Annotated in this window: 25 protein-coding genes; 2 read left to right on the forward strand and 23 right to left on the reverse strand. The window is 69.1% G+C overall.

The features are described from left to right. Positions 1-20: 20 nt before the first annotated feature. Together QTI20_RS09635 and QTI20_RS09640 are read right to left on the reverse strand one after the other, a co-directional pair. Entirely contained in the window at positions 21-1,037 is a 1,017-nt protein-coding gene (locus QTI20_RS09635; RefSeq protein ID WP_286548228.1) for a hypothetical protein, read from the reverse strand. Continuing rightward, the gene (locus tag QTI20_RS09640) at positions 1,034-1,738 is read right to left on the reverse strand and encodes an ABC transporter ATP-binding protein (protein WP_286548227.1); all 705 of its coding nucleotides are present in this window, start codon (positions 1,736-1,738) and stop codon (positions 1,034-1,036) included. The genes QTI20_RS09635 and QTI20_RS09640 overlap by 4 nt, the downstream gene beginning before the upstream one ends. Positions 1,739-1,784: 46 nt before the next feature. Here QTI20_RS09640 and QTI20_RS09645 point away from each other — a divergent pair, with 46 nt between their 5' ends. Then, positions 1,785-2,405, forward strand: a complete 621-nt coding sequence (locus QTI20_RS09645; RefSeq protein WP_286548226.1) for an arylesterase — start codon at positions 1,785-1,787, stop codon at positions 2,403-2,405. A gap of 71 nt (positions 2,406-2,476) precedes the next feature. On the opposite strand, the gene QTI20_RS09650 is transcribed toward QTI20_RS09645, so the two are convergent. Together QTI20_RS09650 and QTI20_RS09655 are read right to left on the reverse strand one after the other, a co-directional pair. Then, positions 2,477-2,680: a hypothetical protein gene (locus tag QTI20_RS09650; RefSeq protein WP_183028759.1), complete on the reverse strand. Its 204-nt coding sequence runs from the start codon at positions 2,678-2,680 to the stop codon at positions 2,477-2,479. Between the two features lie 69 nt (positions 2,681-2,749). Next, positions 2,750-3,943 (reverse strand): PLP-dependent transferase, encoded by a 1,194-nt coding sequence (locus QTI20_RS09655; RefSeq protein WP_286548224.1) that lies wholly within the window; start codon positions 3,941-3,943, stop codon positions 2,750-2,752. A 145-nt stretch (positions 3,944-4,088) separates the two neighbouring features. Here QTI20_RS09655 and QTI20_RS09660 point away from each other — a divergent pair, with 145 nt between their 5' ends. Next, positions 4,089-4,541 (forward strand): VOC family protein, encoded by a 453-nt coding sequence (locus QTI20_RS09660; protein WP_286548222.1) that lies wholly within the window; start codon positions 4,089-4,091, stop codon positions 4,539-4,541. 21 nt (positions 4,542-4,562) lie between these two features. On the opposite strand, the gene QTI20_RS09665 is transcribed toward QTI20_RS09660, so the two are convergent. The 19 genes from QTI20_RS09665 to scpB all read right to left on the reverse strand — a co-directional run bounded on the left by QTI20_RS09665 (position 4,563) and on the right by scpB (position 24,008). Next, positions 4,563-5,087 carry a phosphoribosyltransferase gene (locus QTI20_RS09665; RefSeq protein WP_183028762.1) on the reverse strand — a complete coding sequence of 175 codons (525 nt, stop codon included), beginning with the start codon at positions 5,085-5,087 and terminating at the stop codon, positions 4,563-4,565. A 162-nt stretch (positions 5,088-5,249) separates the two neighbouring features. Next, positions 5,250-6,581: an adenylosuccinate synthase gene (locus QTI20_RS09670; RefSeq protein ID WP_286548220.1), complete on the reverse strand. Its 1,332-nt coding sequence runs from the start codon at positions 6,579-6,581 to the stop codon at positions 5,250-5,252. Between the two features lie 20 nt (positions 6,582-6,601). Then, on the reverse strand, positions 6,602-7,753 hold the full coding sequence (locus QTI20_RS09675; protein ID WP_286548219.1) for an ATP phosphoribosyltransferase regulatory subunit: 1,152 nt from the start codon (positions 7,751-7,753) through the stop codon (positions 6,602-6,604). 95 nt (positions 7,754-7,848) lie between these two features. Then, complete coding sequence (locus tag QTI20_RS09680; protein WP_183028765.1) at positions 7,849-8,037, reverse strand: DUF2065 domain-containing protein; 189 nt, start codon at positions 8,035-8,037, stop codon at positions 7,849-7,851. An 11-nt stretch (positions 8,038-8,048) separates the two neighbouring features. Next, on the reverse strand, positions 8,049-8,942 hold the full coding sequence (gene hflC / locus QTI20_RS09685; RefSeq protein ID WP_286548216.1) for a protease modulator HflC: 894 nt from the start codon (positions 8,940-8,942) through the stop codon (positions 8,049-8,051). A 16-nt stretch (positions 8,943-8,958) separates the two neighbouring features. Further along, positions 8,959-10,290 carry an FtsH protease activity modulator HflK gene (gene hflK / locus QTI20_RS09690; RefSeq protein WP_286550948.1) on the reverse strand — a complete coding sequence of 444 codons (1,332 nt, stop codon included), beginning with the start codon at positions 10,288-10,290 and terminating at the stop codon, positions 8,959-8,961. Positions 10,291-10,322: 32 nt separating this feature from the next. Beyond that, positions 10,323-11,534, reverse strand: a complete 1,212-nt coding sequence (gene hflX, locus QTI20_RS09695; protein ID WP_286548214.1) for a GTPase HflX — start codon at positions 11,532-11,534, stop codon at positions 10,323-10,325. A gap of 59 nt (positions 11,535-11,593) precedes the next feature. Further along, positions 11,594-11,839 carry an RNA chaperone Hfq gene (hfq, locus tag QTI20_RS09700; protein WP_012747311.1) on the reverse strand — a complete coding sequence of 82 codons (246 nt, stop codon included), beginning with the start codon at positions 11,837-11,839 and terminating at the stop codon, positions 11,594-11,596. Positions 11,840-12,018: 179 nt separating this feature from the next. After that, positions 12,019-13,359, reverse strand: a complete 1,341-nt coding sequence (der, locus tag QTI20_RS09705) for a ribosome biogenesis GTPase Der (RefSeq protein WP_183028768.1) — start codon at positions 13,357-13,359, stop codon at positions 12,019-12,021. Between the two features lie 19 nt (positions 13,360-13,378). Continuing rightward, positions 13,379-14,521 carry an outer membrane protein assembly factor BamB gene (gene bamB, locus QTI20_RS09710; protein WP_286548212.1) on the reverse strand — a complete coding sequence of 381 codons (1,143 nt, stop codon included), beginning with the start codon at positions 14,519-14,521 and terminating at the stop codon, positions 13,379-13,381. A gap of 11 nt (positions 14,522-14,532) precedes the next feature. After that, positions 14,533-15,219 carry a YfgM family protein gene (locus QTI20_RS09715; protein ID WP_286548210.1) on the reverse strand — a complete coding sequence of 229 codons (687 nt, stop codon included), beginning with the start codon at positions 15,217-15,219 and terminating at the stop codon, positions 14,533-14,535. Positions 15,220-15,312: 93 nt separating this feature from the next. After that, positions 15,313-16,617, reverse strand: a complete 1,305-nt coding sequence (gene hisS / locus QTI20_RS09720; protein WP_286548209.1) for a histidine--tRNA ligase — start codon at positions 16,615-16,617, stop codon at positions 15,313-15,315. 17 nt (positions 16,618-16,634) lie between these two features. Continuing rightward, a complete protein-coding gene (gene ispG / locus QTI20_RS09725; RefSeq protein ID WP_286548208.1) occupies positions 16,635-17,948 on the reverse strand; it encodes a flavodoxin-dependent (E)-4-hydroxy-3-methylbut-2-enyl-diphosphate synthase in 1,314 nt (437 codons plus the stop codon). Then, on the reverse strand, positions 17,945-18,844 hold the full coding sequence (locus QTI20_RS09730) for a helix-turn-helix domain-containing protein (protein ID WP_286548206.1): 900 nt from the start codon (positions 18,842-18,844) through the stop codon (positions 17,945-17,947). The genes ispG and QTI20_RS09730 overlap by 4 nt, the downstream gene beginning before the upstream one ends. Beyond that, a complete protein-coding gene (pilW, locus tag QTI20_RS09735) occupies positions 18,837-19,688 on the reverse strand; it encodes a type IV pilus biogenesis/stability protein PilW (RefSeq protein WP_286548205.1) in 852 nt (283 codons plus the stop codon). The genes QTI20_RS09730 and pilW overlap by 8 nt, the downstream gene beginning before the upstream one ends. 4 nt (positions 19,689-19,692) lie before the next feature. Next, positions 19,693-20,856: a dual-specificity RNA methyltransferase RlmN gene (gene rlmN / locus QTI20_RS09740; protein ID WP_286548203.1), complete on the reverse strand. Its 1,164-nt coding sequence runs from the start codon at positions 20,854-20,856 to the stop codon at positions 19,693-19,695. 126 nt (positions 20,857-20,982) lie between these two features. Continuing rightward, positions 20,983-21,408: a nucleoside-diphosphate kinase gene (gene ndk, locus QTI20_RS09745; RefSeq protein WP_183028776.1), complete on the reverse strand. Its 426-nt coding sequence runs from the start codon at positions 21,406-21,408 to the stop codon at positions 20,983-20,985. 153 nt (positions 21,409-21,561) lie between these two features. Next, positions 21,562-23,226 carry a pseudouridine synthase gene (locus tag QTI20_RS09750; protein WP_286548202.1) on the reverse strand — a complete coding sequence of 555 codons (1,665 nt, stop codon included), beginning with the start codon at positions 23,224-23,226 and terminating at the stop codon, positions 21,562-21,564. Further along, positions 23,223-24,008: an SMC-Scp complex subunit ScpB gene (gene scpB / locus QTI20_RS09755; RefSeq protein WP_286548201.1), complete on the reverse strand. Its 786-nt coding sequence runs from the start codon at positions 24,006-24,008 to the stop codon at positions 23,223-23,225. Before scpB ends, QTI20_RS09750 begins: the two co-directional genes overlap by 4 nt. Positions 24,009-24,053: the final 45 nt, after the last annotated feature.

Here is a 24,053-nt window from a genome sequence, read left to right on the forward strand (position 1 = left end):
CGCCTCGCCCCTCCGCGGGCTCAGGCCGCCGGCAGGCCGCTTTGCGCGCCGCTGAGCGCGTCGTGCAGGCGCTGCACCGCCTCGGCCGAGGGATGGACCGCGGCCGAGGCGCCCACGGCCTCGATGAAGGTGCAGGCCGCGTAGCCGGCGGCCGCCCGCTCGTAGCGCGCGACCCAGGCTTCGCGTTCGTCCATGCGCTCCAGCGCCACCGGCCAGACACCAGGGCGCGGCCGCAGGTGTTCGTCGATGCCGATGCGCCAGGGCTTGGGGCTCACGCGCGCGCGAAAGCAGTTCTGGTTGCGGCACATGCGCGCATAAACCGTGTCGGCGCCCAGTTCATGGAAGCAGTCGGCCACCGCCGGCTCGTTGGCGGAGAAGGTCCGGTGCATGGCCAATGCACGCAGGCCGGCAGGCGTGCGGTAGAGGCGCAGATGCCAGTCGGGATGCTGGAAGACGAAGCGCTCGATGCGCTGGCGCGCGCGCTGCTCAGGCGTGGCCGGCGCCTGCGGCGGTGGCTCGTTCTCCGCCTTGTCCTGGCGCCGCCCCGGCACCCACCACAGCAGGCTCAGGACCACCGCGCCCACACCCGCCGCCGAGAGGGCCGAGCCGGTGACGACCGCCGCCGCGGCCGCGGCCAGCACCGCCATCACCACCGCCAGCGGCCGGGGCAGGCCCTGGCCCTTGCGACGCGGCGCGGCTTCCGCGTCCTCGAAGTCGATGTCCACGAACAGCACGTCGGGCGTGTTGAGGCACAGCGCGCCGTAGCCGTTGCGGGTGATCAGGGTCTCGCCCTCGCGGCGCACGATCTGCTCGCGGATGGGCATGCCATCGGCGCCGTTGTAGGCCGTCTTGGCTTCGCGCCGCGGGAGCGTTTCACCGGCCTGGATGCGCGCCAGTGCCGCGCGCGTGCGCTCGTCGGCATGGGCCTGGGCCGCCAGCGGGCTCTCGTCGGACCAGCCGAAGCGGCGCACGGTGAGCTGCCGGCCGTCGACGACGGTCTGGATGCGGCCTTCGGCCCAGTGCGCGGGAACGATCATCGGATGGAGGTCCTCTCGTCGGCGCCGATGCGGCCGGCCTCGATGGTGATGCGGCGCTCGCACTGCGCCGCGATGCCCCGATCATGCGTCACCAGCACCAGCGTGGTCCCGAGTTCGCGGTTGAGGTCGAACATCAGCTTCATGACCTGCTCGCCGGTCGCGAAGTCCAGGCTGCCCGTGGGCTCGTCGGCCAGCAGCAGCTGCGGCTGCACGACGAAGGCCCGGGCCAGCGCCACGCGCTGCTGCTCGCCGCCCGACAGCACCTTGGGATAGTGGCCCAGGCGCTGGCCCAGGCCGACCCGGCCGAGCATCTCGGTGGCGGCCTTGCGCGCGTCCCTGCGGTCGGCCAGTTCCAGCGGCAGCATCACGTTCTCCAGCGCGCTGAGGTTGGCCAGCAGCTGGAAGCTCTGGAACACGAAGCCCACCTTCTGCGCGCGCAGCGCGGCGCGGTCGTCCTCGTCGACCGCGAAGATGTCCTGCCCGGCCAGCTTCACCGTGCCGCGCGTGGGCGTGTCCAGCCCCGCGACGATCGACAGCAGCGTGCTCTTGCCCGAACCCGAAGCCCCGACGATGGCTGCGGTCTCCCTGGCCCCCAGGGTGAAATGGATGTCCTGCAGAATGTCCAGCGTGCCGGCCGAATCGGTGACGGACTTGAAAACATGGTCGACGGCAACAATTGCTTCGGAGGGGGCTTGGGACATTGAAAGGCTTTGCGTGGTGAATCGACGTGACTTTATCGTGGCGGGCATGCTCGTCGGCAATTCAGGGGCTTGGAGCGCGGCCTTCGCGCAGGCGCCCAGGGCCGGCAAGCCGGTGATCCTGGTGGTGGGCGACTCGCTGTCGGCCGAGTACGGCCTCAAGCGCGGCGAGGGCTGGGTGCCCCTGATGGAAAAGCGCCTGGCCGAGCAGAAGATCGCCGCCACCGTGGTCAACGCCAGCATCAGCGGCGACACCACCTCGGGCGGCCGGGCGCGGCTGGCGGCGCTGCTGGCGCAGCACAAGCCGACCCACGTCGTGCTCGAGCTCGGCGGCAACGACGCGCTGCGCGGCCTGCCGATCCAGAACACCGAGGACAACCTGCTGCAGATGACCAAGGCCGCGCAGGCCGCCGGCGCCAAGGTGCTGATCGTCGGCATCCAGGTGCCGCCCAACTACGGCGGCGACTACCTGCGCCGCTTCGAGGCCATCTTCGAGAAGGTGGCCAAGGCCACGCAGGCGGCGGTCGTGCCCTTCCTGCTGCGCGGCGTGGCCGACGGGCCCGATGCCGCGTCGCTGTTCCAGCCCGACCGCATCCACCCGGTGGCGAGCGCCCAGCCCCGCATGCTCGACAACGTCTGGCCCGAGCTGCGCAAGCTGCTGCCCAAGTAGGCCCCCCACGCGACAAAAAGAAAAAGCCGCCCTGCCCTCGAGCAGTGCGGCTTTTTTCAGACCGGTGGGCCTCAACCGTTCTTGGTCGGAAGGTCCGGCGGCGTGGGCGGATCGCGTTCCAGCGACGCCACGTCGGTTTCCGGATCGCCGGGGGCCAGCCCCTCGCTGCTCGGATTGAGCTTGCGCTGGCTCTTCTCCCTCAGCTTCTCTTCCTTCTTTTTCTTCTTGGCCAGCTCTTTCTGGCGCTTCTCGTAGCCGTAGTTGGGTGTTGCCACTGCTTCTCCTTGGGGCGGGCAGTCCGGGTGACTGCGTGTGCTCTGACTGTACGCGATATCGGCGCGCGTTCAGAGCGCGGCGAGCGCCTGCGCCAGATCGGCCTGCAGGTCTTCCACCGCCTCGAGGCCGATCGAGAAGCGCACCAGCGTGCCGCGATGGGGCCAGCGGGCCACGCTGGCGTCGCGCATCAGGCCGATGTCGTAGGGCACCACCAGGCTGACCGGCCCGCCCCACGAATAGCCCAGCTTGAAGAGTTCGAGGCTGTCGCAGAAGCGGTCGATCTGCTCGGCGCCGTAGCGCTCGTCGAACACCACCGAGAACAGGCCGGCCGCGCGGTCGGTCTCGCCGCACAGGCGCTGCCAGTGCGCATGGCCGGGCGAGCCCGGCAGCGCCGGATGCAGCACCTGGGCGATCTCCTCGCGGTCCTGCATCCAGCGCGCCAGCACGCGCGCATTGCGGTCGTGCGCGTCGTAGCGCAGCGCGATGCTGGGCAGCGAGCGCAGCAGCGTCTCGACGTCGCCCACGCCCACGCCCCAGCCCATGCGCATGTGGGTGAGCTTGAGCGCCTGGTGCAGGCGTGGCTCGTTGGTGATCACGCTGCCCATCAGCACGTCGCCGCCGCCGCTCGGGTACTTGGTGAGCGCATGGACCGAGATGTCGACGCCCTGCCCCGTGCCGTCGAGATCGAAGGGCGCGAAGGCCAGGCCCGCGCCCCAGGTGTTGTCGAGCGCGGTCATCACGCCGCGCGCGCGGCAGAGGTCGACCAGCGCGGGCAGGTCCGGGAACTCCATCGTGACCGAGCCCGCGGCTTCGACCCAGACCAGCCGCGTGCGCTCCGACAGCTTGGCCGCGAGGTCGGCCGGGTTCATCGCGTCGTAGAGCCGGTGCGTGATGCCGAAATTCGCCAGCTCGCCGGTGGCCAGCGCCTTGTTGGGGCCGTAGGCGTTGTCGGGAATCAGCACCTCGTCGCCGGCCTTGAGGAAGGCGAAGGAGACCAGCGCGATGGCCGCCAGCCCGCTCGACACCAGCAGGCAGTCGCTGCCGCCCTCCAGCGTGGCCAGGCGGGCCTCGAGGGTGAAGGTGGTGGGCGTGCCGTGCAGGCCGTAGGTGTAGCCGGCCTTGGTCTTCCAGTCGCGCGCGCGCATCGCGGCCACGTCGGCGAAGAACACGGTCGAGGCCTTGTAGATGCCGGGCTGCGGCGCGGCGAAGTTGCGCGGCGGGCTGTAGGGGTGGTGGATCAGGGTCGTGGAAGGCTTGCTCATGGCCTCGATGCTAGCGTGCCCGTCGCACGATGCGCCGGCGCGCTTCCCGCCCCTCCCAGGGGCCTTCGCGCCCGGGGATGACGCGGACGGTCCGGCGCCGCAGAATCGGCGCTTCGCCCCCCTCTTCATCGGGAAGGAAAGCACCATGGCCATCCACGAACTGTTTCCGTACCTGTGCGTGCACGACGCCGGCGCGGCCATCGACTTCTATTGCGAGGTGTTCGAGGTGAAGGAGATCTTCCGCCTGACCGAACCCAGCGGCCGCATCGGCCATGCGGAGCTGGACTTCCACCACGGCGCGGTGCTGATGCTCTCGGACGAGTTCGCCGAATTCAACATCCTCAGCGCGAAGACGCTGGGCGGCACGGCGGTCTCGCTGCACCTGCACGTCGACGATGCCGACGCGGTGGTGGCGCGCGCGGTCGCGGCCGGCGCCACGCTGGACATGGCGCCGCAGGACCAGTTCTACGGGGAACGTTCCGGCGTGTTTCGAGACCCGTTCGGGCATCGCTGGAACGTGGGGCACAGCATCGAGAAGCTGACGCCGGAAGAAATGCAGCGGCGCTACACCGCGATGCTGCTCAACCCCGCCGGCTGAAGCGACGGGGCGGCGGCCGCATCAGACCGACCACTTCTCCAGCAGCTTCTCGGCGCCCAGCGAGTCATAGCCTTCGAAGGGCTGGTGGATCCAGGGGTTGGTCGCCAGGAACTCGACCTGGTAGTCGGGCGTGAAGGTCGACAGCGCCTTGGTCCAGATCACGGCGCTGCGCAGCTCGGTGATCGGCGGGTAGTTGTTGCGCAGCATGTCCATCACGGCATGCAGCGTATGGCCCGAGTCGGCCAGGTCGTCGACCAGCAGCACCTTGCCGGCGATCTCGCCCTTGGGCGTGGTGATGAAGCGCGCGATGTCGAGGTGGCCCTGCACCGTGCCGGCGTCGGCGCGGTAGGAACTGGTCGACATGATCGCCAGCGGCTTGTCGAAGATGCGCGAGAGCACGTCGCCCGGGCGCATGCCGCCGCGCGCGAGGCACAGGATGGTGTCGAACTGCCAGCCCGACTGGTGCACCTTGATCGCGAGCTTCTCGATCAGGTTGTGGTACTCGTCGTAGCTGACGTAGAGATGCTTGCCGTCTTCGGTCAACATGTTCGTTATTCCTTTCAGTGTTCGGGGGTCCATGAAGGACTCGTCGCTTCAAACCGGCGCCCTCGATGCCAGGGCTGCCGCGGAACCGGCTTCGCCGGGCCGCTGGCATCGCCCCTCGAGGGGGAGGCGGCGACACGCAGTGCGCCGCTTCGGGGGGTGGGCTCAGTCCGCGAGGTAGGGGTGGCGCATCATGATCGTGTGATCGCGATCGGGGCTGGTCGACACCATGTGGATCGGCACGCCGGTCACCTGTTCGATGCGCTGCAGGTAGAGCCGCGCGTTGATCGGCAGCTTGTCGTACTGCGTGACGCCCACCGTGCTCTCGGTCCAGCCTTCGAGCGTCTCGTAGACGGGCGTGCAGCGCTCGATCTCGTCGGCGCCCATCGGCAGGATGTCGGTGTGCTCGCCGTCGAGGATGTAGCCGGTGCACAGCTCGAGCTTCTCCAGGCCGTCCAGCACGTCGAGCTTGGTGATGCACAGGCCCGACAGGCCGTTGACCTGCGCCGAGCGCTTGAGCAGCGCGGCGTCGAACCAGCCGCAACGGCGGCTGCGGCCGGTGGTCACGCCCTTCTCGGCGCCGATGGTGCTCATGTGGTAGCCCGGGGTGCCGGGCTGTTCCCAGTCGAGCTCGGTCGGGAACGGACCGCCGCCCACGCGGGTGCAGTAGGCCTTGGTGATGCCCAGGATGTAGTGCAGCATGCCCGGGCCCACGCCCGAACCGGCGGCGGCGTTGCCGGCCACGCAGTTGCTGGAGGTGACGTAGGGGTAGGTGCCGTGGTCGACGTCGAGCAGCGTGCCCTGCGCGCCTTCGAACAGCAGGTTGGCGCCGGCCTTGTGTGCGTCGTTGAGTTCGCGCGAAACGTCGGCCATCATGGGCTTGAGCAGCTCGGCGTGGCGCATGGCCTCGTCGAACACGGTGTCGAAGTCGATCGCCGGCGCGCTCAGCACCTGCGTCAGCACGTGGTTGTGCAGGTCGAGCAGCACGCGCAGCTTGGTCGCGAAACGCTCGGGGTGCTTGAGGTCCTGCACGCGCAGCGCACGGCGCGCGATCTTGTCCTCGTAGGCCGGGCCGATGCCGCGGCCGGTGGTGCCGATCTTCTCGATGCCGCCCTTTTCGCGGTAGGCCTCGCGCGCGATGTCCAGCGCGGCGTGGAAGGGCAGGATCAGCGGGCAGGCCTCGCTGATGCGCAGGCGCGAACGCACCTCGACGCCGGCCTTCTCCAGGCCTTCGATCTCCTCGAACAGCTTGGCCGCCGACAGCACCACGCCGTTGCCGATGTAGCACTTGACGCCGGGGCGCATGATGCCGCTCGGGATCAGGTGCAGCGCGGTCTTCACGCCGTTGATGACCAGCGTGTGGCCCGCGTTGTGGCCGCCCTGGAAACGGACCACGCCCTGGGCGCTCTCCGTCAGCCAGTCGACCAGCTTGCCCTTGCCTTCGTCGCCCCACTGGGTGCCGACGACGACCACGTTTCTTCCGGTGGTAACGCTCATGATGTTCCGCTTTTCAAGATTCAGATGGCTTGGACATTCCATTGGCCGGCGTGCTCGACGAGCTCGCGGTCGCATTGGAATTCGTCGATTTCGCTGTCATGGCCCGGCAGCACGCAGACCACGGTCTCGCCCTGCGCGCGCAGCGCCGCGATGGCCGCGCGCAGCCCGGCCGCGTCGCTCCATGGTGCCCGGATGGCCGCGCGCAGGGGCCGCGTCGGCAGCACGCCGACCAGCTCGCGCAGGTCGAGGCTGAAGCCGACCGCCGGCCGGTTGCGCCCGAAGACCGCCCCGACCTCGTCGTAGCGGCCGCCGCGCACCAGCGCATCGGCCGCGCCGTCGACATAGATGCCGAAGCGCATGCCGCTGTAGTAGGCGTAGCCGCGCAGGTCGGACAGGTCGAAGCTGATCTGCGCGCCCTCGATCCGGCCACCCAGCTGCTTCAGGTCGGCCAGCGCGGCACGCACTTCCGGGCTCGGGGGCAGCACGCGGGCCGCCTCGTCGAGCACGGCGGCGTCGCCGTAGAGCTGGACCAGGGCCAGCAGGCCTTCGCGGGCCGCCAGCGGGAAGTCGCGCGTGAGCGCGCGCAGTTCGCTCGCGTCCTTGGCGACCAGCGCCGCGTGCACGCGGCCCAGCAACGCCGCGTCGGCCGGCACGCCGGCGAACAGGGAGCGCACGATGCGCGCATCGGCCAGGTCGACGATCGCGCCCTGCGCCAGGCCCGAGGCCCGCAGGCAGTCGAGCGCGAGCAGCAGCACCTCGGTGTCGGCCTCGAGCCCGGCATGGCCGTAGATCTCGGCGCCGAACTGCAGCGGCTCACGCGTGGCGTGGGGCCGGTCGGGGCGCGTATGCACCACCGGGCCGCAGTAGCACAGTCGCGTCACGCTCTGCCGGTTCAGCAGATGGGCGTCGATGCGTGCGACCTGCGGCGTGGTGTCCGCGCGCAGGCCCATGGTGCGGCCCGAGAGCTGGTCGACCAGCTTGAAGGTTTGGAGGTCGAGCGCCTCTCCCGTGCCGGACAGCAGGGATTCGAGGTGCTCGAGCAACGGCGGCATCACCAGCTCGTAGCCGTAGCCACGGGCGGTGTCGAGCAGTTCGCGTCGAAGTTCTTCGATGTGGCGCGCCTCGGAGGGCAGCACATCGGCAATGTGATCCGGGAGGACCCAAGCGGACATGGGGGATCGGGCTCGTGGTTAAACAGGGATTCTACCGGCCCGCGCGAGCACCTCGGCCGCGGGTCATGCCGCGGCGGTCGGCGCGATGCGCAAATTCAGGCCAGGAGCCAGAGAAGAAGCAGGCCGAGCAGGATGCTGCAGAGGCCGAAGAAGCGCAGCTGGCCGTCGCGCAGCTGCATCAGCTGGCCGAAGCCGCGCCGCCATCCGCCGGGCGAAACGAAGGGCAGCAGCCCTTCGATCACCAGCACGAGCGCGAGCGCGCTCCAGAAGACGTCGGCGCTCACGGGCGGAGGCCTCAGCGCGAGTTGGCGGAACCCGGGCTGCGCAGCGCCTTGAAGAAGTCGGACGACGCCGGATCGACCACCAGCACGTCGCTCTTCTTGTTGAAGCTCTGCTTGTAGGCGTCGAGGCTGCGGTAGAACTGGGCGAACTGCGGATCGCGGCCGAAGGCCTCGCTGTACGAGGAAGCGGCCTGGGCATCGCCCTCGCCCTTGATCTTCTGCGCATCACGGTAGGCGTTGGCCACGGTCACTTCACGCTGGCGGTCGGCGTCGGCGCGGATCTTCTCGCCTTCGGCGAAGCCGGTCGAACGCAGCTCGTTGGCCACGCGCTTGCGCTCGGCTTCCATGCGGCGGTAGACCGATTCGGTGATCGCTTCCACATAGTCCACGCGGGTGATGCGCACGTCGATGATGTCCACGCCCCAGGGCTTCTCGCCCTTGACCACGGCCAGCACCTCGCGCTGCACGTCGGCCATCAGCTGCTCGCGGCGCACCGAGATCAGGTCGCGCACGGTGCGCTTGTTGACGTTTTCCTGGAAGGCGTTGCGCACCACGCGGTTGAGCTGCACCGCGCCGGCGTTCTCGTCGAGGCCCACGTTGCGGATGTAGTCCGAGGGGTTGCTCACGCGCCAGCGCACGTACCAGTCGATCACCACGCGCTGCTTCTCGGCCGTCAGCATGGGCTCGGCCTCGAGGCTGGACAGGGTCAGCAGGCGCTTGTCGATGTACGACACGTTCTGGAACGGCGGCGGCATCTTGAAGTTGAGGCCGGGTTCGGTGATCACGTTCTTGATCTGGCCGAGCTGGTAGACCACGCCGAACTGGCGCTGGTCGACCACGAAGAGCGTCGAGCTCAGCAGCGCGAGCGCCACCAGGATCGTCGATGCGATGAATCCGATTCTGTTCATGTTCTTGTTCTCCCGCTCAGCGTCCGTCGCGATCGCGCGTGCGGCCGTCGCGCACCCGCGCATCGTTGTTGATCGGTGCGACCGGAATCACCGAGGACTGGGTCGGCGCCGTGCCGGCCACGTTCGGGCTGGCACCGTCGGCCGGCGCACCGGCCACGTTGGCGCCGGTCATCTGCATCAGCTTGTCCAGCGGCAGGTACAGCAGGTTCGAGCCCGACTTGGAATCGACCAGCACCTTGGTGGTGTTGGTGTAGATCTGCTGCATGGCGTCGGTGTACATGCGGTCGCGCGTGACCTGCGGCGCCTTCTGGTACTCGGCCAGCACCGCGCTGAAGCGGCCGGCATCACCCTGGGCCTGGGCCACGATGCGCGCCTTGTAGGCTTCGGACTCTTCCTTCAGGCGCGACGCCGTACCGGTAGCGCGCGGCACCACGTCGTTGGCATAGGCCTGGGCCTCGTTCTTGGCGCGCTCGCGCTCCTGGCCGGCCTTGAGCACGTCGTCGAAGGCCGCCTGCACCTGCTCGGGCGGACGCACGCCGCCCTGCTGCAGGTTGATGTTGACGACTTCCACGCCGACCTTGTAGCGGTCGAGGATGGTCTGCATCAGCGTGCGCACGCGGGGCGCGATCTGGTCGCGTTCCTCGGCCAGCGCGGCATCCATCTTCATCTTGCCGACGACTTCGCGCACCGCGGTCTCGGCGACCTGCACCACCGTGTCGGCCGGTGCCTTGCTCTCGTAGAGGTAGGCGCGGGCGTCGCTCAGGCGGTACTGCACGGCGAACTTGATCTCGACGATGTTCTCGTCCTCGGTCAGCATGGCCGACTCGCGCAGGCCGGTGGAGCGCACGATGCTGTCGCGGCCCACGTCGGTCGAGCGGATCTGCGTGACCACCACCAGCTCGTGGCGCTGGATCGGGTACGGCAGGCGCCAGTTGAAGCCCGCGTTCACGGTCTCCTTGTAGCGGCCGAACTGCGTGATCACGGCCTGCTGGCCTTCGTTCACGATGAAGAAGCCGGTGCCCAGCCAGATCAGCACGGCCACGCCGGCGATCAGGCCGATGCCGTAGCCGGCGTTCTTCATGTCGGGCTTGAAGCCGTTGCCCCCGCCATTGCCACCGGGTGGCCGGTTGCCGCCGCCGTTGCCGCCGAACAGGCCGCCGAGCTTGCGGTTGAAGTCACGCCAGAGCTCGTCGAGGTCCGGCGGTCCCTGGTTGGGGCCCTGGCCTCGCGGGCGGTTGTTGTTGTTCCCCGGAGGCGGGTCGGCATCGGGGCGTTGGCCGCTCGGGCGCTCGCCGTTCGACGACGGTTCGTCACCTCGACCCCATCGACCGTCGTTCAGGTTGAACATGCCCTGAAAACGGCTCCACACTGGCTTTGCATTCATTCGATTCGTTCTCTCGTCAGTGGGGGGATTGTGCCCAATCGCCCGGGTGCATCGTGCAATTCAGCCCCGGCATCCAAGGGCATGCCGTCGACCACCGATCCCGAGCGGCGCGCCAGTTCGCTGCGCAGCGCCGGCAGGCCGGCACCGGTGTGCGCGCTGACGAAGACGCGTGCGACCTGCAGGCCGTCGACCTCGATCTCGTCCTGCAGATGGAGCGGCTGCTGCGCGCTTTCAAGGGCATCGAGCTTGTTGAAGACCAGCAGCTGCGGCACCTCGCCGGCGCCGATCTCGCGCAGCACGCGCTGGACCTCGGCCATCTGCTCGGGATGGTGCGGGTTGGAGGCATCGACCACGTGCAGCAGCAGGTCGGCGTCGACGGCCTCCTGCAGCGTCGCCTTGAAGGCGTCGACCAGCCCGTGCGGCAGGTCGCGGATGAAGCCCACGGTGTCGGAGATCGACACCTGCCGCCGCGCATCGCCCAGGTAGAGGTGGCGCGTGGTGGTGTCGAGCGTGGCGAACAGCTGGTCGGCCGCATAGGCGCGCGCCTTGACCATCGCATTGAAGATCGAGGACTTGCCGGCGTTGGTGTAGCCGACCAGCGAGATGTTGAAGGTGTCGCGCCGCTCGCGCTGGCGCCGCTGCGTGTTGCGCTGCTTCTGCACCTTGGCCAGGCGCTCGCGCGTGCGCTTGATCGACTCGTCGATCATCCGGCGGTCGAGCTCGATCTGCTTCTCGCCCGGGCCGCCGCGCACGCCGGCACCGCCGGTCTGGCGCTCCAGGTGGGACCAGCGCCGCACGAGGCGGGTGCTCAGGTATTGCAGCCGGGCCAGTTCGACCTGAAGCTTGCCTTCATGGGAGCGCGCGCGCTGCGCGAAGATCTCCAGGATCAGGAAGGTGCGGTCGTACACCGCGATCCCGAGCGCGCGCTCGAGGTTGCGTTGCTGGGCGGGGCTGAGGGATTGGTCGAAGATGACTTCGCTTGCGCGATGCATTTCGGCCAGCTCGCGGATTTCGTCTGCCTTGCCGCTGCCCACGAAAAGGGCAGCATCGGGCGCCTTGCGCTTGCACACGAGGCGTTCGACCGGCGTGAGGCCCGCGGTCTGCGCGAGCAGGCCGAGTTCCTCGAGTTCTTGGTCGAAATGGGGCAGTCCGAAGTCGACGCCGACGAGAACGACGGCGCCATCCTGGCGGGGTATGTCTTCAGACAAGCGGAATGGGGCGTTGCGGAAAAAAGCGCAGCGGACGGAGCCCGCCGCGCGAGTGCCGGTCAGGCAGCGGCGTCGTCGTTCTCGGCAGCCGAGAAATTGACCGCGCGGCCAGGCACGATGGTGGAAATGGCGTGCTTGTAGACCATTTGCGTCACAGTGTTACGCAGCAGCACGACATATTGATCGAAAGACTCGATCTGACCCTGAAGCTTGATGCCGTTGACCAAATAGATGGAAACCGGCACGTGCTCCCGACGCAAAGTGTTCAGGAACGGGTCTTGCAAAAGTTGCCCTTTGTTGCTCACGATATTCTCCGTGTTCAAGGAAGAGTTATAGGAAAGAGAACCTTAACACAGGGTTTCTGCGCTGCAGCAACAAAGCCCAAAGCCATCCCAAAAATAACGGCTCTCCCAGAGGGGAACTTTGCGCCGGGCAGCGGCTCGGCGAAAGGGTTGGGCCTGCCAACGCCCCGCCCTGCCCCGTGCTATTTATCCTTGTCGGCGTAAGGATTGGCGGAGGTCTTGAACTCGATGCGCATCGGCGTCCCCACGAGGTCGAATTCCTTGCGGAAACGGCCCTCCAGAAAGCGCTTGTAGGAATCGGTCACGTGTTCGAGCGAATTGCCGTGGATCACGATCACCGGCGGATTCATGCCGCCCTGGTGCGCATAGCGCAGCTTGGGGCGGAACATGCCGGCGCGCTGCGGCGACTGGAATTGCACCGATTCGAGCAGCAGGCGCGTGAGCACCGGCGTCGACATCTTGCGGGTCGCCGATTTGTGCGCCTGCGCAATGGCCTGCCAGACCGGGCCCAGCCCCTGCCGCTTGATCGCCGAGATGAAATGCAGCGAGGCGAACTTGAGGAAGGGCAGCCGGGTTTCGATCTGGCGCTGGATCTGTTCGCGCTGGTAGCTGTCGACCGCGTCCCACTTGTTGATGGCGATCACCACCGCGCGTCCGCTTTCGAGGATGTAGCCGGCGATGTGCGCGTCCTGGTCGGTCACGCCCTGCGTCGCGTCGAGCAGCAGCAGCACGACGTTGGCCGATTCGATGGCCTGCAGCGTCTTGACCACCGAGAACTTCTCGATCGCCTCGAAGACCTTGCCCTTGCGGCGCAGGCCGGCCGTGTCGATCAGCTCGAAGTGCTGGCCGTTGCGCTCGAAAGGCACCGAGATGGCGTCGCGCGTGGTGCCCGGCATGTCGAAGGCGACCAGCCGCTCCTCGCCCAGCCAGGTGTTGATCAGCGTCGATTTGCCGACGTTGGGGCGTCCCGCCACGGCCAGCTTGATGGGCTTGGCCTCGCCGTCGTCCACCTCGTCTTCGGGTTCGGGCAGGTTCAGCGGCTCGAGCGCCAGCTCGACCAGGTCGCGGATGCCCTGGCCGTGCGCGGCCGACACGCCGTGCACGTCGCCCAGGCCCAGTTCGTAGAACTCGACCAGCTTGGTGCCGTCGTGCATGCCTTCGGCCTTGTTGGCCACCAGCACGGTCGGCTTGCCGATGCGCCGCAGTTCGTTGGCGATGTCGTGGTCCTGGGCCGAGAGGCCTTCGCGGGCGTCCACGACGAAGACCACCACATCGGCCTCGGCCACGGCCTGGCGCGTCTGCTTGGCCATCTCCTTGAAGATGCCGCTGCCCGCGTCGGGCTCGAAGCCGCCGGTATCGATCACGATGAACTCGTGCCGGCCCTGGCGGCCGTTGCCGTAATGGCGGTCGCGCGTCAGGCCGGCGAAGTCCGCCACGATCGCGTCACGCGTCTGCGTGAGGCGGTTGAAAAGGGTGGACTTGCCGACGTTGGGACGCCCGACCAGAGCGATGACCGGTTTCATGGTCGAGCTTTCAATGGGTTTATTCCGGGCGATAGCCGAACACACCGCCATTGCGGGTGACGACCACGACCGTGTTGCCGGCGAGAACCGGGGTGGCCACGATGGGCGAGCCATCGGGAGTGAGGCGGGTGAGCAGCGAGCCGTCTTCGCGCGACACCAGCAGCAGCAGGCCGCTGTCGTCGCCGATGACCAGCGAACGGCCGACCGCGAGCGGTGCCGTCAGCGTGCGGTACTTGAGCAGGTCGCTCGACCAGGCGCGTTCGCCGTCGGTGCGGCGCCAGGCCACCACGCTGCCGTTGGTTTCGGTGCCGTAGACGAAGCGGTCGTCGCCGCTCACGCCTTCGGCGCCCGATGCAGGCTTGGTCCAGAGCAGCGTGCCGCGCGTGGCGTCGACGCAGCCGACGTTGGCGTAGTAGGCCCGCGCGCAGACGGTGTCGCCCACGCGGCTCACGCTGCCGGTCAGGTCGACCAGGCGCTCGACGTCGTTGGTGCCGCGCGGCGCCGCGATCGGCGATTCCCAGCGCGACGAGCCGTTGGCGGGGTTCAGGCCCGCCAGCCGTCCGCCCACGCCGGTGACCAGCGTGTCGCCCACGGCGACCAGCACGCCCGGCTTGCGCAGCACGAGGTTCTCGGCGGTGCGCGACTGCGACCAGAGGCGGCGGCCGCTCTCCCCGTCCCAGGCGCTCACGGTGCGGTCGGCGGTCTGCACGAAGACCCGGCGTCCGGCCACCAGGGGCGCGGTGTAGGCCTGCGCGGTCAGGCGCTGCTTCCACAGCACCTTGCCGGCCTGCAGCGCGACGAGTTCGTTGTCGCGGGTGATCACGGCGGCGATGGCGCCATCGCTGCCCACGCCGGCGTTCAGGGCCTTGCCGACGCTGGCGCGCCAGGCTTCCTGGCCCGAGCGCGCGTCGATGGCGACCACCGTGCCGTCGGCACCGGCGAGCGTCACCGTGTCGCCGCTGACGTCGACCTGGAGCGCGAAGTCGGTCTTCGGAACCTTGACGGTCCAGGCCTGCCGAACGCCGAACAGCCCGGGGTCGGTGGCCAGGGCGGCAGGCTTGGGCCGGCCGGTACCCGAGCAGGCCGCCAGCGCGGCGAACAGCACGGTGGCGCCCACGATGCGCAGGACGGGGGTGGCGGACACAAGGCGATGGAAGGTCATGATGCGATGGGTCACTGAGCGGTTTTGCCGGACGCGGCGGGAGCGGTCGTCAGGGTCTTCGGATCCACGCCCACGGCGTTGAGCTTGATCTCGACCAGACGGCGGTAGTCGTTGCGCGCATCGAATGCGGCCCAGGCCTTCTGGTACTCGGCCTTGGCTTCGTCGCGCTTGCCTTGCGCCAGGTAGACGTCGCCCTTGCGGTCGGCCACCAGCGCTTCGAATTCCTTGGGCACGGGCGCGGCCAGCTGCTTGAGCGCGTCGTCGTAGCCCTTGCTCTCGAGCAGCTCGGCGGCCAGCCGCAGCCGCGCGATGGCCTTGTAGCCCGGATCGACGGCATTCTCCGCCACCCATTCCAGCGCGGCGCGCGACGCGTCGGGCTTGGCCTTCTCGTTGAGCGTCTTGGCGGCCAGCAGGCCGGCCTGCTGCGCGTAGACGGTACCGGCGAAGCGGCTCTTCATTTCACCCAGGGCGCGCTCGATGCGGTCGGCATCGCCCGCCTGCGCGCTGCGCTCGACCTCGTCGTAGAGCGCCGAGGCCTGCGCCGCCTTGTTGCGCTGGAAATAGTTCCAGCCGTTCCAGGCCACGAACGCACCGGCGACGAGCAGCACGATCCAGGTGATCAGAGTGCCGTAGGTGTTCCAGAAATGCTTGAGCTGGTCGAGCTGTTCCTGTTCTTCGAGATCGAGATGGGTTGCCATGCGCTGTCAGTGAGTTGAAGGACCCGGGACCCGGCGGGCCGGATCGCGCCCCACGAGGGGGCCGGGAAACTTGGGGAACGGCCCTGGAGTTTCCTAGGGAGCCGGGGATTGTAGGGTGGAGGCCCAGACGGTCACGTCGGCCAGCGGCCGCGTGCTTTGCGCGACGCTGGCGTCGCGCAAGGCCTTGAGAGTCACTTCCTCGCGTGCAAGTTCATCGGCGCCGAAGATCAGTGCGTAGGTGGCGCCGCTGGCGTCGGCCTTCTTCATCTGCGACTTGAAGCTGGCCAGCCCTTCGGCGGTCGCGCCGTGCATCTGCACCCGCACGCCCGCTTCGCGCAATTGCTGCAGGGTGCGCAGCACCACCGGCATCGAGGCCGCGTCGGGCACGATGGCATAGGCATCGGGCACCACGGCCGGGACCTCGGCGCCCTGCTCCTTGAGCAGGTCCAGCACGCGCTCGACGCCCATGGCCCAGCCCACGGCCGGCGCGGGCTTGCCGCCGATCTGCGCGATCAGGTCGTCATAGCGGCCGCCGGCGCACACCGTGCCCTGCGCGCCCAGGCGGTCGGTCACGAACTCGAACACCGTGAGGTTGTAGTAATCGAGGCCGCGCACCAGGCGCGGGTTGATCGTGAAGGCGATGCCGTTGGCCTTGAGGATGGCCTGCAGCCCCTCGAAGTGCGCCAGCGACTCGGCGCCCAGGAAGTCGATCAGCTTGGGCGCCGCCTCGACCACGTCCTTCATCGCCGGATTCTTGGTGTCGAGGATGCGCAGCGGGTTGCTGTGCAGGCGGCGCTTGCCGTCCTCGTCGAGCTTGTCGGCGTGCCGCTCGAAGTGCGCGATCAGCTGCGCGCGGTGCAGCGCGCGCTCGGCCGGCTGGCCCAGGCTGTTGAGCTCGAGGCGCACGTCGGTCAGGCCGATGGCCTTCCAGAGCGCGTTGGCCAGCAGGATCAGCTCGGCGTCGACGTCCGGGCCGGCGAAGCCCAGGGCCTCGGCGCCGATCTGGTGGAACTGCCGGTAGCGCCCGCGCTGCGGCTTCTCGCGCCGGAACATCGGCCCGGTGTACCAGAGGCGCTTGGGGCCGTCGTAGAGCATGTTGTGCTCGATCACGGCGCGCACCAGGCCGGCGGTGTTCTCGGGCCGCATCGCCAGGTGCTCGGCCTGGCCGTGCTTGTCGGAGCGGTCCTCGAAGGCGTACATCTCCTTCTCCACGATGTCGGTGACCTCGCCGATGCCGCGCACGAACAGCGCCGTGTGCTCCAGGATCGGGGTGCGCACGTTGCGGTACGCGAAGCGGCCCATCAGCTCGCGCACCGTGGCTTCGAGCCACTCCCAGCGCGCCGACTCGGGCGGCAATATGTCGTTCATGCCTTTGACGGCATTCAATTTTTCGGCCATGGATCAGGAAAGGAGATTCAGACGGTTTCGGCGGCGCGCTCGCTGCTGCTGCCGAAGCGCTTGTCGATGTAGGTTTCGACGAGCTGGTGGAATTCGTTGGCGATATTGTCGCCGCGCAGCGTGAGCGCCTTTTCGCCGTCGATGAAGACCGGCGCGGCCGGTGCTTCGCCGGTGCCCGGCAGGCTGATGCCGATGTCGGCATGCTTGCTCTCGCCCGGACCGTTGACGATGCAGCCCATCACGGCCACCTTGAGCGTCTCGACGCCCGGGTACTTCTTGCGCCAGACCGGCATCTGAAGCCGCAGGTAGTCGTCGATCTGCTTGGCCAGCTCCTGGAAGGTGGTGCTGGTGGTACGGCCACAGCCCGGGCAGGCCGTGACGCTGGGCACGAAGATGCGCAGGCCCAGCGCCTGCAGGATCTCGTTGGCGATCACCACCTCCTGCGTGCGCGCCTCGCCCGGCTGCGGCGTGAGCGACACGCGGATGGTGTCGCCGATGCCCTCCTGTAGCAGCACCGACAGCGCCGTGGCCGAGGCCACCGTGCCCTTGGTGCCCATGCCGGCCTCGGTCAGGCCCAGGTGCAGCGGGTAGCTGCAGCGCTTCGCCAGCTCGCGGTAGACCGAGATCAGGTCCTGCACGCCGCTCACCTTGCAGCTCAGGATGATCTGGTCGCCGTTCATGCCCATCGACTCGGCGAGCCGAGCCGAATCGATGGCCGAGGTGATCAGCGCCTCGTACATCACCGACTTGGCTTCCCAGGGGGTGGCGCGCTGGCTGTTGACGTCCATCAGGTGGGCCAGCAGTTCCTGGTCGAGGCTGCCCCAGTTCACGCCGATGCGCACCGGCTTGTTCCAGCGCATCGCGGCCTCGATCATCTGGCCGAACTGCTTGTCCTTCTTGTCGCCCTTGCCCACGTTGCCAGGGTTGATGCGGTACTTGGACAGCGCCTCGGCGCAGGCCGGATAGTCGGTCAGCAGCCGGTGGCCGTTGTAGTGGAAGTCGCCGATCAGCGGCACGTCGATGCCCATGCGGTCGAGCTGCTCGCGGATGTAGGGCACCTGCGCCGCGGCCTCGGGCGTGTTGACCGTGATGCGGACCATCTCGGAACCGGCGATCGCCAACTCCTTGACCTGGATCGCGGTGCCGATCGCGTCGACGGTGTCGGTGTTGGTCATCGACTGCACGCGCACCGGGGCGTCACCCCCCACGGTGACGGTGCGCGCACCCCAGACCACGCTGGCCTGGCGCGAGCGCCGCGCCGCGGGCGCGGCCGGTGCGACGGGCTGGCTGCCGAAGGCAGCCGGGTCGAAAGTCGACGACGTATCGTTCATGGTTTGACCTCGAATCGTGCGACGCCGCCCGAGCGCGCCAGGGGTGTCAGATCGAAAGGCTTGCCGCGCACCTGGACTTCGACGCCGGCGGCGCGGCCCACCACCACCGACAGGGGCAGCGTGCCGCTGGCACCGACGGTTTCGCCCGCGCGCACGGTACGGCGCAGCAGCTGCTTGCCGGCGGCGTCGTTCACGGTGATCCACGATTCTTCGCGGACCACGAAAACCAGTGTGTCGCTGCCGGCCGCCGCGGGCTGCGCTGCCGCGGGCGCCACGGGCTCGGCCACGGGCGCCACGACCGGCGCGGTCGGCTCGACCGCCGCCACGGGCGCCGCGGCCGGCGGCTCGAGCACGGTGCCGCCCGGCGCGGCCTCGACCGAGGCGGTGCGCTGTCCGGCAGTGAAGCCCGAGACCCATTGGCCCAGCCGCTCGAAAGCGCCCGAGGGCAGCCAGAACAGCGCCGCGGCGCCGGCCAGCAACAGCCCGACGACCACCAGCACCGCGCGCGAGGGCAGGCCGCCGACCGCGCGCGAGCGGCTGCGCGGCGCGCTCGAGCGGAAGCTGGTGCTGATGCTGCGATCGGCTTCGGCCAGGCCCGGGCGCACCGCGCCCGGCAGCTTGGCGAGCACCGGCGCCGGGTCGATGTGCAAGGCACGGCAGACGCTGGCGGCCAGCGCGCGCGCGAACACCGGATCGGGCAGCGCGGCGATGTCGTCGTTCTCCAGCGCCTGCAGCTTCTGCGACGACACCTTGAGCGCCGCCGCCACCACGTCGAGGTGCAGGTTGTGCGCCTCGCGCGCCTCGCGCAGCAGGTCGCCGGCGGTCTTGTTGGCGCTGTCGCCGGGGATCAGCGGCGGGGTCTGGGTGGTACCGAATTCGCTCGCCCGTTCAATCATCGAAATTCCCACGTTCGTACGCAACCGCCTCCCGCGACTGGGGGAAGCGCCGTTGCAGCTGTCCGCCGAGCTGCGCCATGGCCTCGCGGTTCCCGAGCCTGCGCTCGATCTTCACGCCGAGCCACAAGGTCTCCGCATTGGCCGACGGCCCGTTGTTGACACGGCGCACGTAGAACTGCGCGCGCGTCCAGTCCTGGCGCTGGGCCAGCAAGGACGCGAGGTTGAAGCCGATCATGGGGTTGCCGGCGTCGATTTCGTAGGCCTGCGAGAGCGAACGCTCGGCCTCGGCCGACTGGCCCGCGCGCATCTGGCACAGGCCCAGCGTCATCAGCGTCTTGGCACGCTCGGTGTAGGCGGGCACGGCCAGGGCCGCATTGAACTGCTGGGCGGCATCGCCGAAGCGGCTCTGCTGGCACAGCAGCCAGCCATAGTTGTGCAGGGTGTTGGGCTCGCGCGGATTGAGCGCGATGGCGCGCCTGAAGCTGTCCTCGGCCAGTCCGGCATCGTCGAGCCGCATGTAGACCAGGCCGCGCAGGTTGTAGGCGTCGGCGAAGTTCGGGTCGGCCGACAGCGACTGCTTGATCTCGTCGAGCGCGACCGTGGTCTGGCCGGCCTCGAAATAGCCGATGGCCAGTTCGAGCCGCAGGCGCGCGCGCCGGCGCGCCTGCGGCTCGTCCGAGGCGGTCACGATGTCGGTGCCGTTGCCCGCGGTGCTCGCGGTGTTCGCGACCGAAGTCGCCCCTCCCTTGCCGGTGCCGGCGCAGCCGGCGAGCAGCACGGCCAGCAAGGCGCCGAAGGCCCCCTGCATGACGTGCCATGGCGAAATCGGGAAGGCCATGCGCATGGGTTCAGTGCCCTTGTGTAACCGGCGGCGCCGGTGAAACCTTGGAAGCGGCCGCGCGAACCGGGTGCAGCACGACCGTGCGCCGCTGCGCCATGCGTTCGGCCGCATGGGTGCGGTCCTTGACGTCGCCGGCCAGCTGGCCGCACGCCGCGTCGATGTCGTCGCCGCGCGTCTTGCGCACGGTGGTCACGATGCCCGCGTCGCTCAGCGCCTTGGCAAACGCCAGCACGCGCGGCTGCGGCGAACGCAGCAGTCCCGACGCGGGGAAGGGGTTGAAGGGGATCAGATTGAACTTGCAGGAGATGCCGGTGCTGCGCACCAGTTCCACCAGCTGCTGCGCGTGCTCGGGCTGGTCGTTCACGCCGTCGAGCATGCAGTACTCGAAGGTGATGAAGTCGCGCGGCGCATGCGCCAGGTAGCGCTGGCAGGCCTCGAGCAGTTCGGCGATCGGGTACTTGCGGTTGAGCGGCACCAGGTCGTCGCGCAGCGGATCGTTCGGGGCGTGCAGCGACACCGCCAGCGCCACCGGGCAATCGGCACCCAGCCGGTCGATCATCGGGACCACGCCCGAGGTCGAGACCGTGACACGCCGGCGCGACAGGCCGTAGGCGTTGTCGTCGAGCATGGTGCGCAGCGAGGGCACCAGCGCCGAATAGTTCTGCAGCGGCTCGCCCATGCCCATCATCACGACGTTCGAGATCACCCGGTCGTCGCGCTTGAGGTGCTGGCGCAGGAAATGTTCGGCAAACCACAGCTGCGCCGTGATCTCGCCGGTGCGCAGGTTGCGGCTGAAGCCCTGGTGGCCGGTCGAGCAGAAACGGCAGCCGACGGCGCACCCGGCCTGGGACGACACGCACAAGGTGCCGCGGTCGCCCTCGGGAATGAAGACAGCTTCGACGGCATTGCCGTCACCCACGTCGAACAGCCACTTGATCGTGCCGTCGGTGGATTCATGCTGCGTGATGACCGGCAGCGCCTCGACGCGGGCCGTCGTCGCGAGCTTCTCGCGCAGCGACTTGGCCAGGTCGGTCATCTGCGCGAAATCGCTCGCGCCCCGCTGGTGGATCCAGCGGAACAGCTGCGTCGCGCGAAAACGTTTTTCGCCCAGTTTTTCGCAGAACGCGGCCAAGCCCTCCAGATCGAACTCGAGCAGATTGACCGTGGTCATGCGAACACCCCCGTGCCGAAGCCAGGCGAGGCGCATGCGCGGGCACCCGCGGAACCGGCTTGGCCGGGCCGCAGGGTGCGCCCCCTCGAGAGGGAGGCGCCGCAGGCGCATCGGGGGTGGGTCATATCAGCGTGCGTAGACGTTGAGGCCGGCGAAGAAGAAGGCGATTTCGGCGGCAGCGGTTTCCGGTGCGTCCGAGCCGTGCACGGCGTTGGCATCGATGCTGTCGGCGAAGTCGGCGCGGATGGTGCCGGCGTCGGCCTTCTTCGGGTCCGTCGCGCCCATCAGGTCGCGGTTCTTGGCGATGGCGTTCTCGCCTTCGAGCACTTGCACGAACACCGGGCCGGAGATCATGAACTCGACCAGGTCCTTGAAGAAGGGACGTGCGCTGTGCACGGCGTAGAACTGCTCGGCTTCGGCGCGCGACAGATGCACCAGCTTGCCGGCGGCGATCTTGAGGCCGGCGGCTTCAAAGCGGGAGACGATCTTGCCGATGACGTTCTTGGCGACAGCGTCGGGCTTGATGATGGAGAGGGTGCGTTCGATGGCCATGGAGAAGTTGCTTCCTGAGCAGTTGATGTCGAAAAAGAACGGTCCGCGGCGCCGATTGCACGGCCCGCGGACTTGAAAAAGCCTCTGATTTTAACCGGCCGGCCACCCCGGGCCGGCCTCGGCGCGCTGAAAAACCGCAGCCCGGGCCTGTGATCAGCGCCCGCTGCGCCGGCGCGAGCCGGCCGGACCGCCGAAGCCGCCACCGCCGCCGCGCCGCGGTGCGTTCTGGCGCTGCTCCTTGCGCTGGCGCGAGAAACTGTCGGCGCCGATGTAGCCCACCGAGGTCTTCATCGGGTCGGGCTGCGCGCCGCCGGGGGCGCGGTCCTCGCCGGGCGCACGGCCGTTGCCGCCGCCACCGCCGGGCGCGTTGCCGCGCCGCTTCTGCTGCGGGCCGCCCGGGTTGCCGCCCCGCCCGCGATCGCCGCCGCGCGCGCCCTGCGGGCCGTTGCCGTTGGGCATCGGGGGCCCGCCGGCATTGCGGCCGCCGCGGCGCTTCTTGTTGTCGCCGCGTCCGTTGTTGTTGTTGCGTCCGCCGCCCTCGGCGCCCTGCTCGCGCGGACCCGCCGGTGCGCGTGCCGCCCCGCCGCCGGCGGCCTGGAACAGCGAGCGGATGTCGCGCTCGTCGAGCTCCATCCAGGCGCCGCGCTTGAGCCCGCGCGGCAGCAGCATCGCGCCGTAGCGGATGCGGATCAGCCGGCTGACCGCATGGCCCACCGACTCGAACAGCCGGCGCACCTCGCGGTTGCGGCCCTCGGAGATGGTCACGCGGTACCAGTGGTTGGCACCTTCGCCGCCGCCCTCCTCGATGCTGCCGAACTGGGCCACGCCATCGTCCAGGCGCACGCCTTCGAGCAGCTTCTTCTTCTCTTCGGCATTGACGGCGCCCAGCACGCGCACCGCGTACTCGCGCTCCAGGCCGAAGCGCGGATGCATCAGCTGGTTGGCCAGCTCGCCCGAGCTGGTGAACAGCAGCAGGCCTTCGGTGTTCAGGTCGAGCCGCCCCACCGACTGCCACTTGCCCTGCTGCAGGCGGGGCAGCTTGCGGAACACGGTCGGGCGGTTCTGCGGATCGTCGTGCGTGACGACCTCGCCCACGGGCTTGTGGTAGGCGATGACGCGCGCCGGCGGGGGGTCGATGCGGAAGCGGATCGGCTTGCCGTTGATCTTGACCTGGTCGCCGTACTGGATGCGCTGGCCGATGTGGGCCGGCTCGCTGTTGACCGAGATCCGGCCCTGCAGGATCAGCGCCTCCATCTCCAGGCGCGAGCCCAGGCCGGCCTGCGCCAGCACCTTGTGCAGCTTGGGCGAATCGGCCTCGGGCAGCAGCACGCGCTTGAGCGGCGGCACCTCGGCGCTCTCTTCGTCGGCGTCGAACTGACCGGAGATCACGTCGGCGAAGCGGATCGGCTCGGTGGGCGGCGCGTTGCGGCGCTCGCGGTCGGCGATGCGGCGGGCGCGGTCGAGTTCGTCTTCTTCCTCGTCCGGCTCGTCTTCCTCGTCCTGCTCGTCCTGCTCGTCCTGCGCATCGTCGGCCGGGGCCGGCTCGGCGCGCACGGGCTGCGGGGCGGCGACGGGCGCCGGTGCGGCCGGCTCGACGCTCGCGGGCGGCTCGACGGCCTCCTCTTCAGGCGCCGCCACGGCTTCCGCCACCGGCTTGCGCGCACGCGGCTTGCGGGGCTTGCGCACGGGCGCGGCCTCCGGCGCCGAGGCGTCCGCGCCCTCGCCCGCCGGCGCGCTCAGCGCGGCGGGTGCGGCCTTTTCTTCGGCGGAGGGGTGGGCCGGCGGCAGCACCGCGTCATCGGATTCGGAGGAGCTCATGGATTTTTTCCGGAAGGCACCGGGGGTGCATCGGGGCCGTCTGTGGCGGCAACGTCAGGGTCGGGAACGACCGGGGATTCGGCGAGGGTCTCGCCTTCGGCGAACAGGTCGCCAGCGGGTACTGCGGGGGATGCGGGGCCGGGTGGCGCGCCGATCGCGTCGGCCGGCGGCACGACGGCATCGTCTTCTTCGTCCAGCGCGTCGATCGGCAGCGCGGCCTGCTCGGGGTCCGAGGCATCGGTCAGCGCGTCGATCAGCGCATTGTGCTGGGCCGGGCTGTCGATCACCGGCAGCTGGTCGAGCGAGGCCAGGCCCAGGTCGTCGAGGAACTGGCGGGTGGTGGCGAACAGCGCCGGTCGGCCGACCGTCTCGCGGTGGCCGATGACCTCGACCCAGTTGCGGTCTTCGAGCTGCTTGAGGATCAGCGAATTGATCGTGACGCCGCGGATGTCTTCCATGTCGCCGCGCGTGACCGGCTGCCGGTAGGCAATGATCGCCAGCGTCTCGAGCGCGGCGCGGGTGTAGCGCGGCGGCTTCTCGGGGTGCAGGCGGTCGAGGTGGTCGCGCATCTCCGGCCGGCTCTGGAAGCGCCAGCCGCTGCCGACGCTCACGAGCTCGAGGCCGCGCTGAGCCCAGTCTTCCTGCAGCTCGATCAGCAACGCCTTGATGGTGTCCGCGCCCAGTTCGTCTTCGAACAGCACACGCAGCTCGCGCACTGGCAGGGGCTGCGTCGAACAGATCAAGGCGGTTTCAAGAATGCGCTTGGCATCCGCCGTATTCATGGTTCGCGTTATCCGGGAAAAGGCGCCAGCGGCGCACGTTCAGGT

This window comes from Variovorax sp. J2P1-31 (genome assembly GCF_030317215.1).
GTDB lineage: Bacteria > Pseudomonadota > Gammaproteobacteria > Burkholderiales > Burkholderiaceae_C > Variovorax.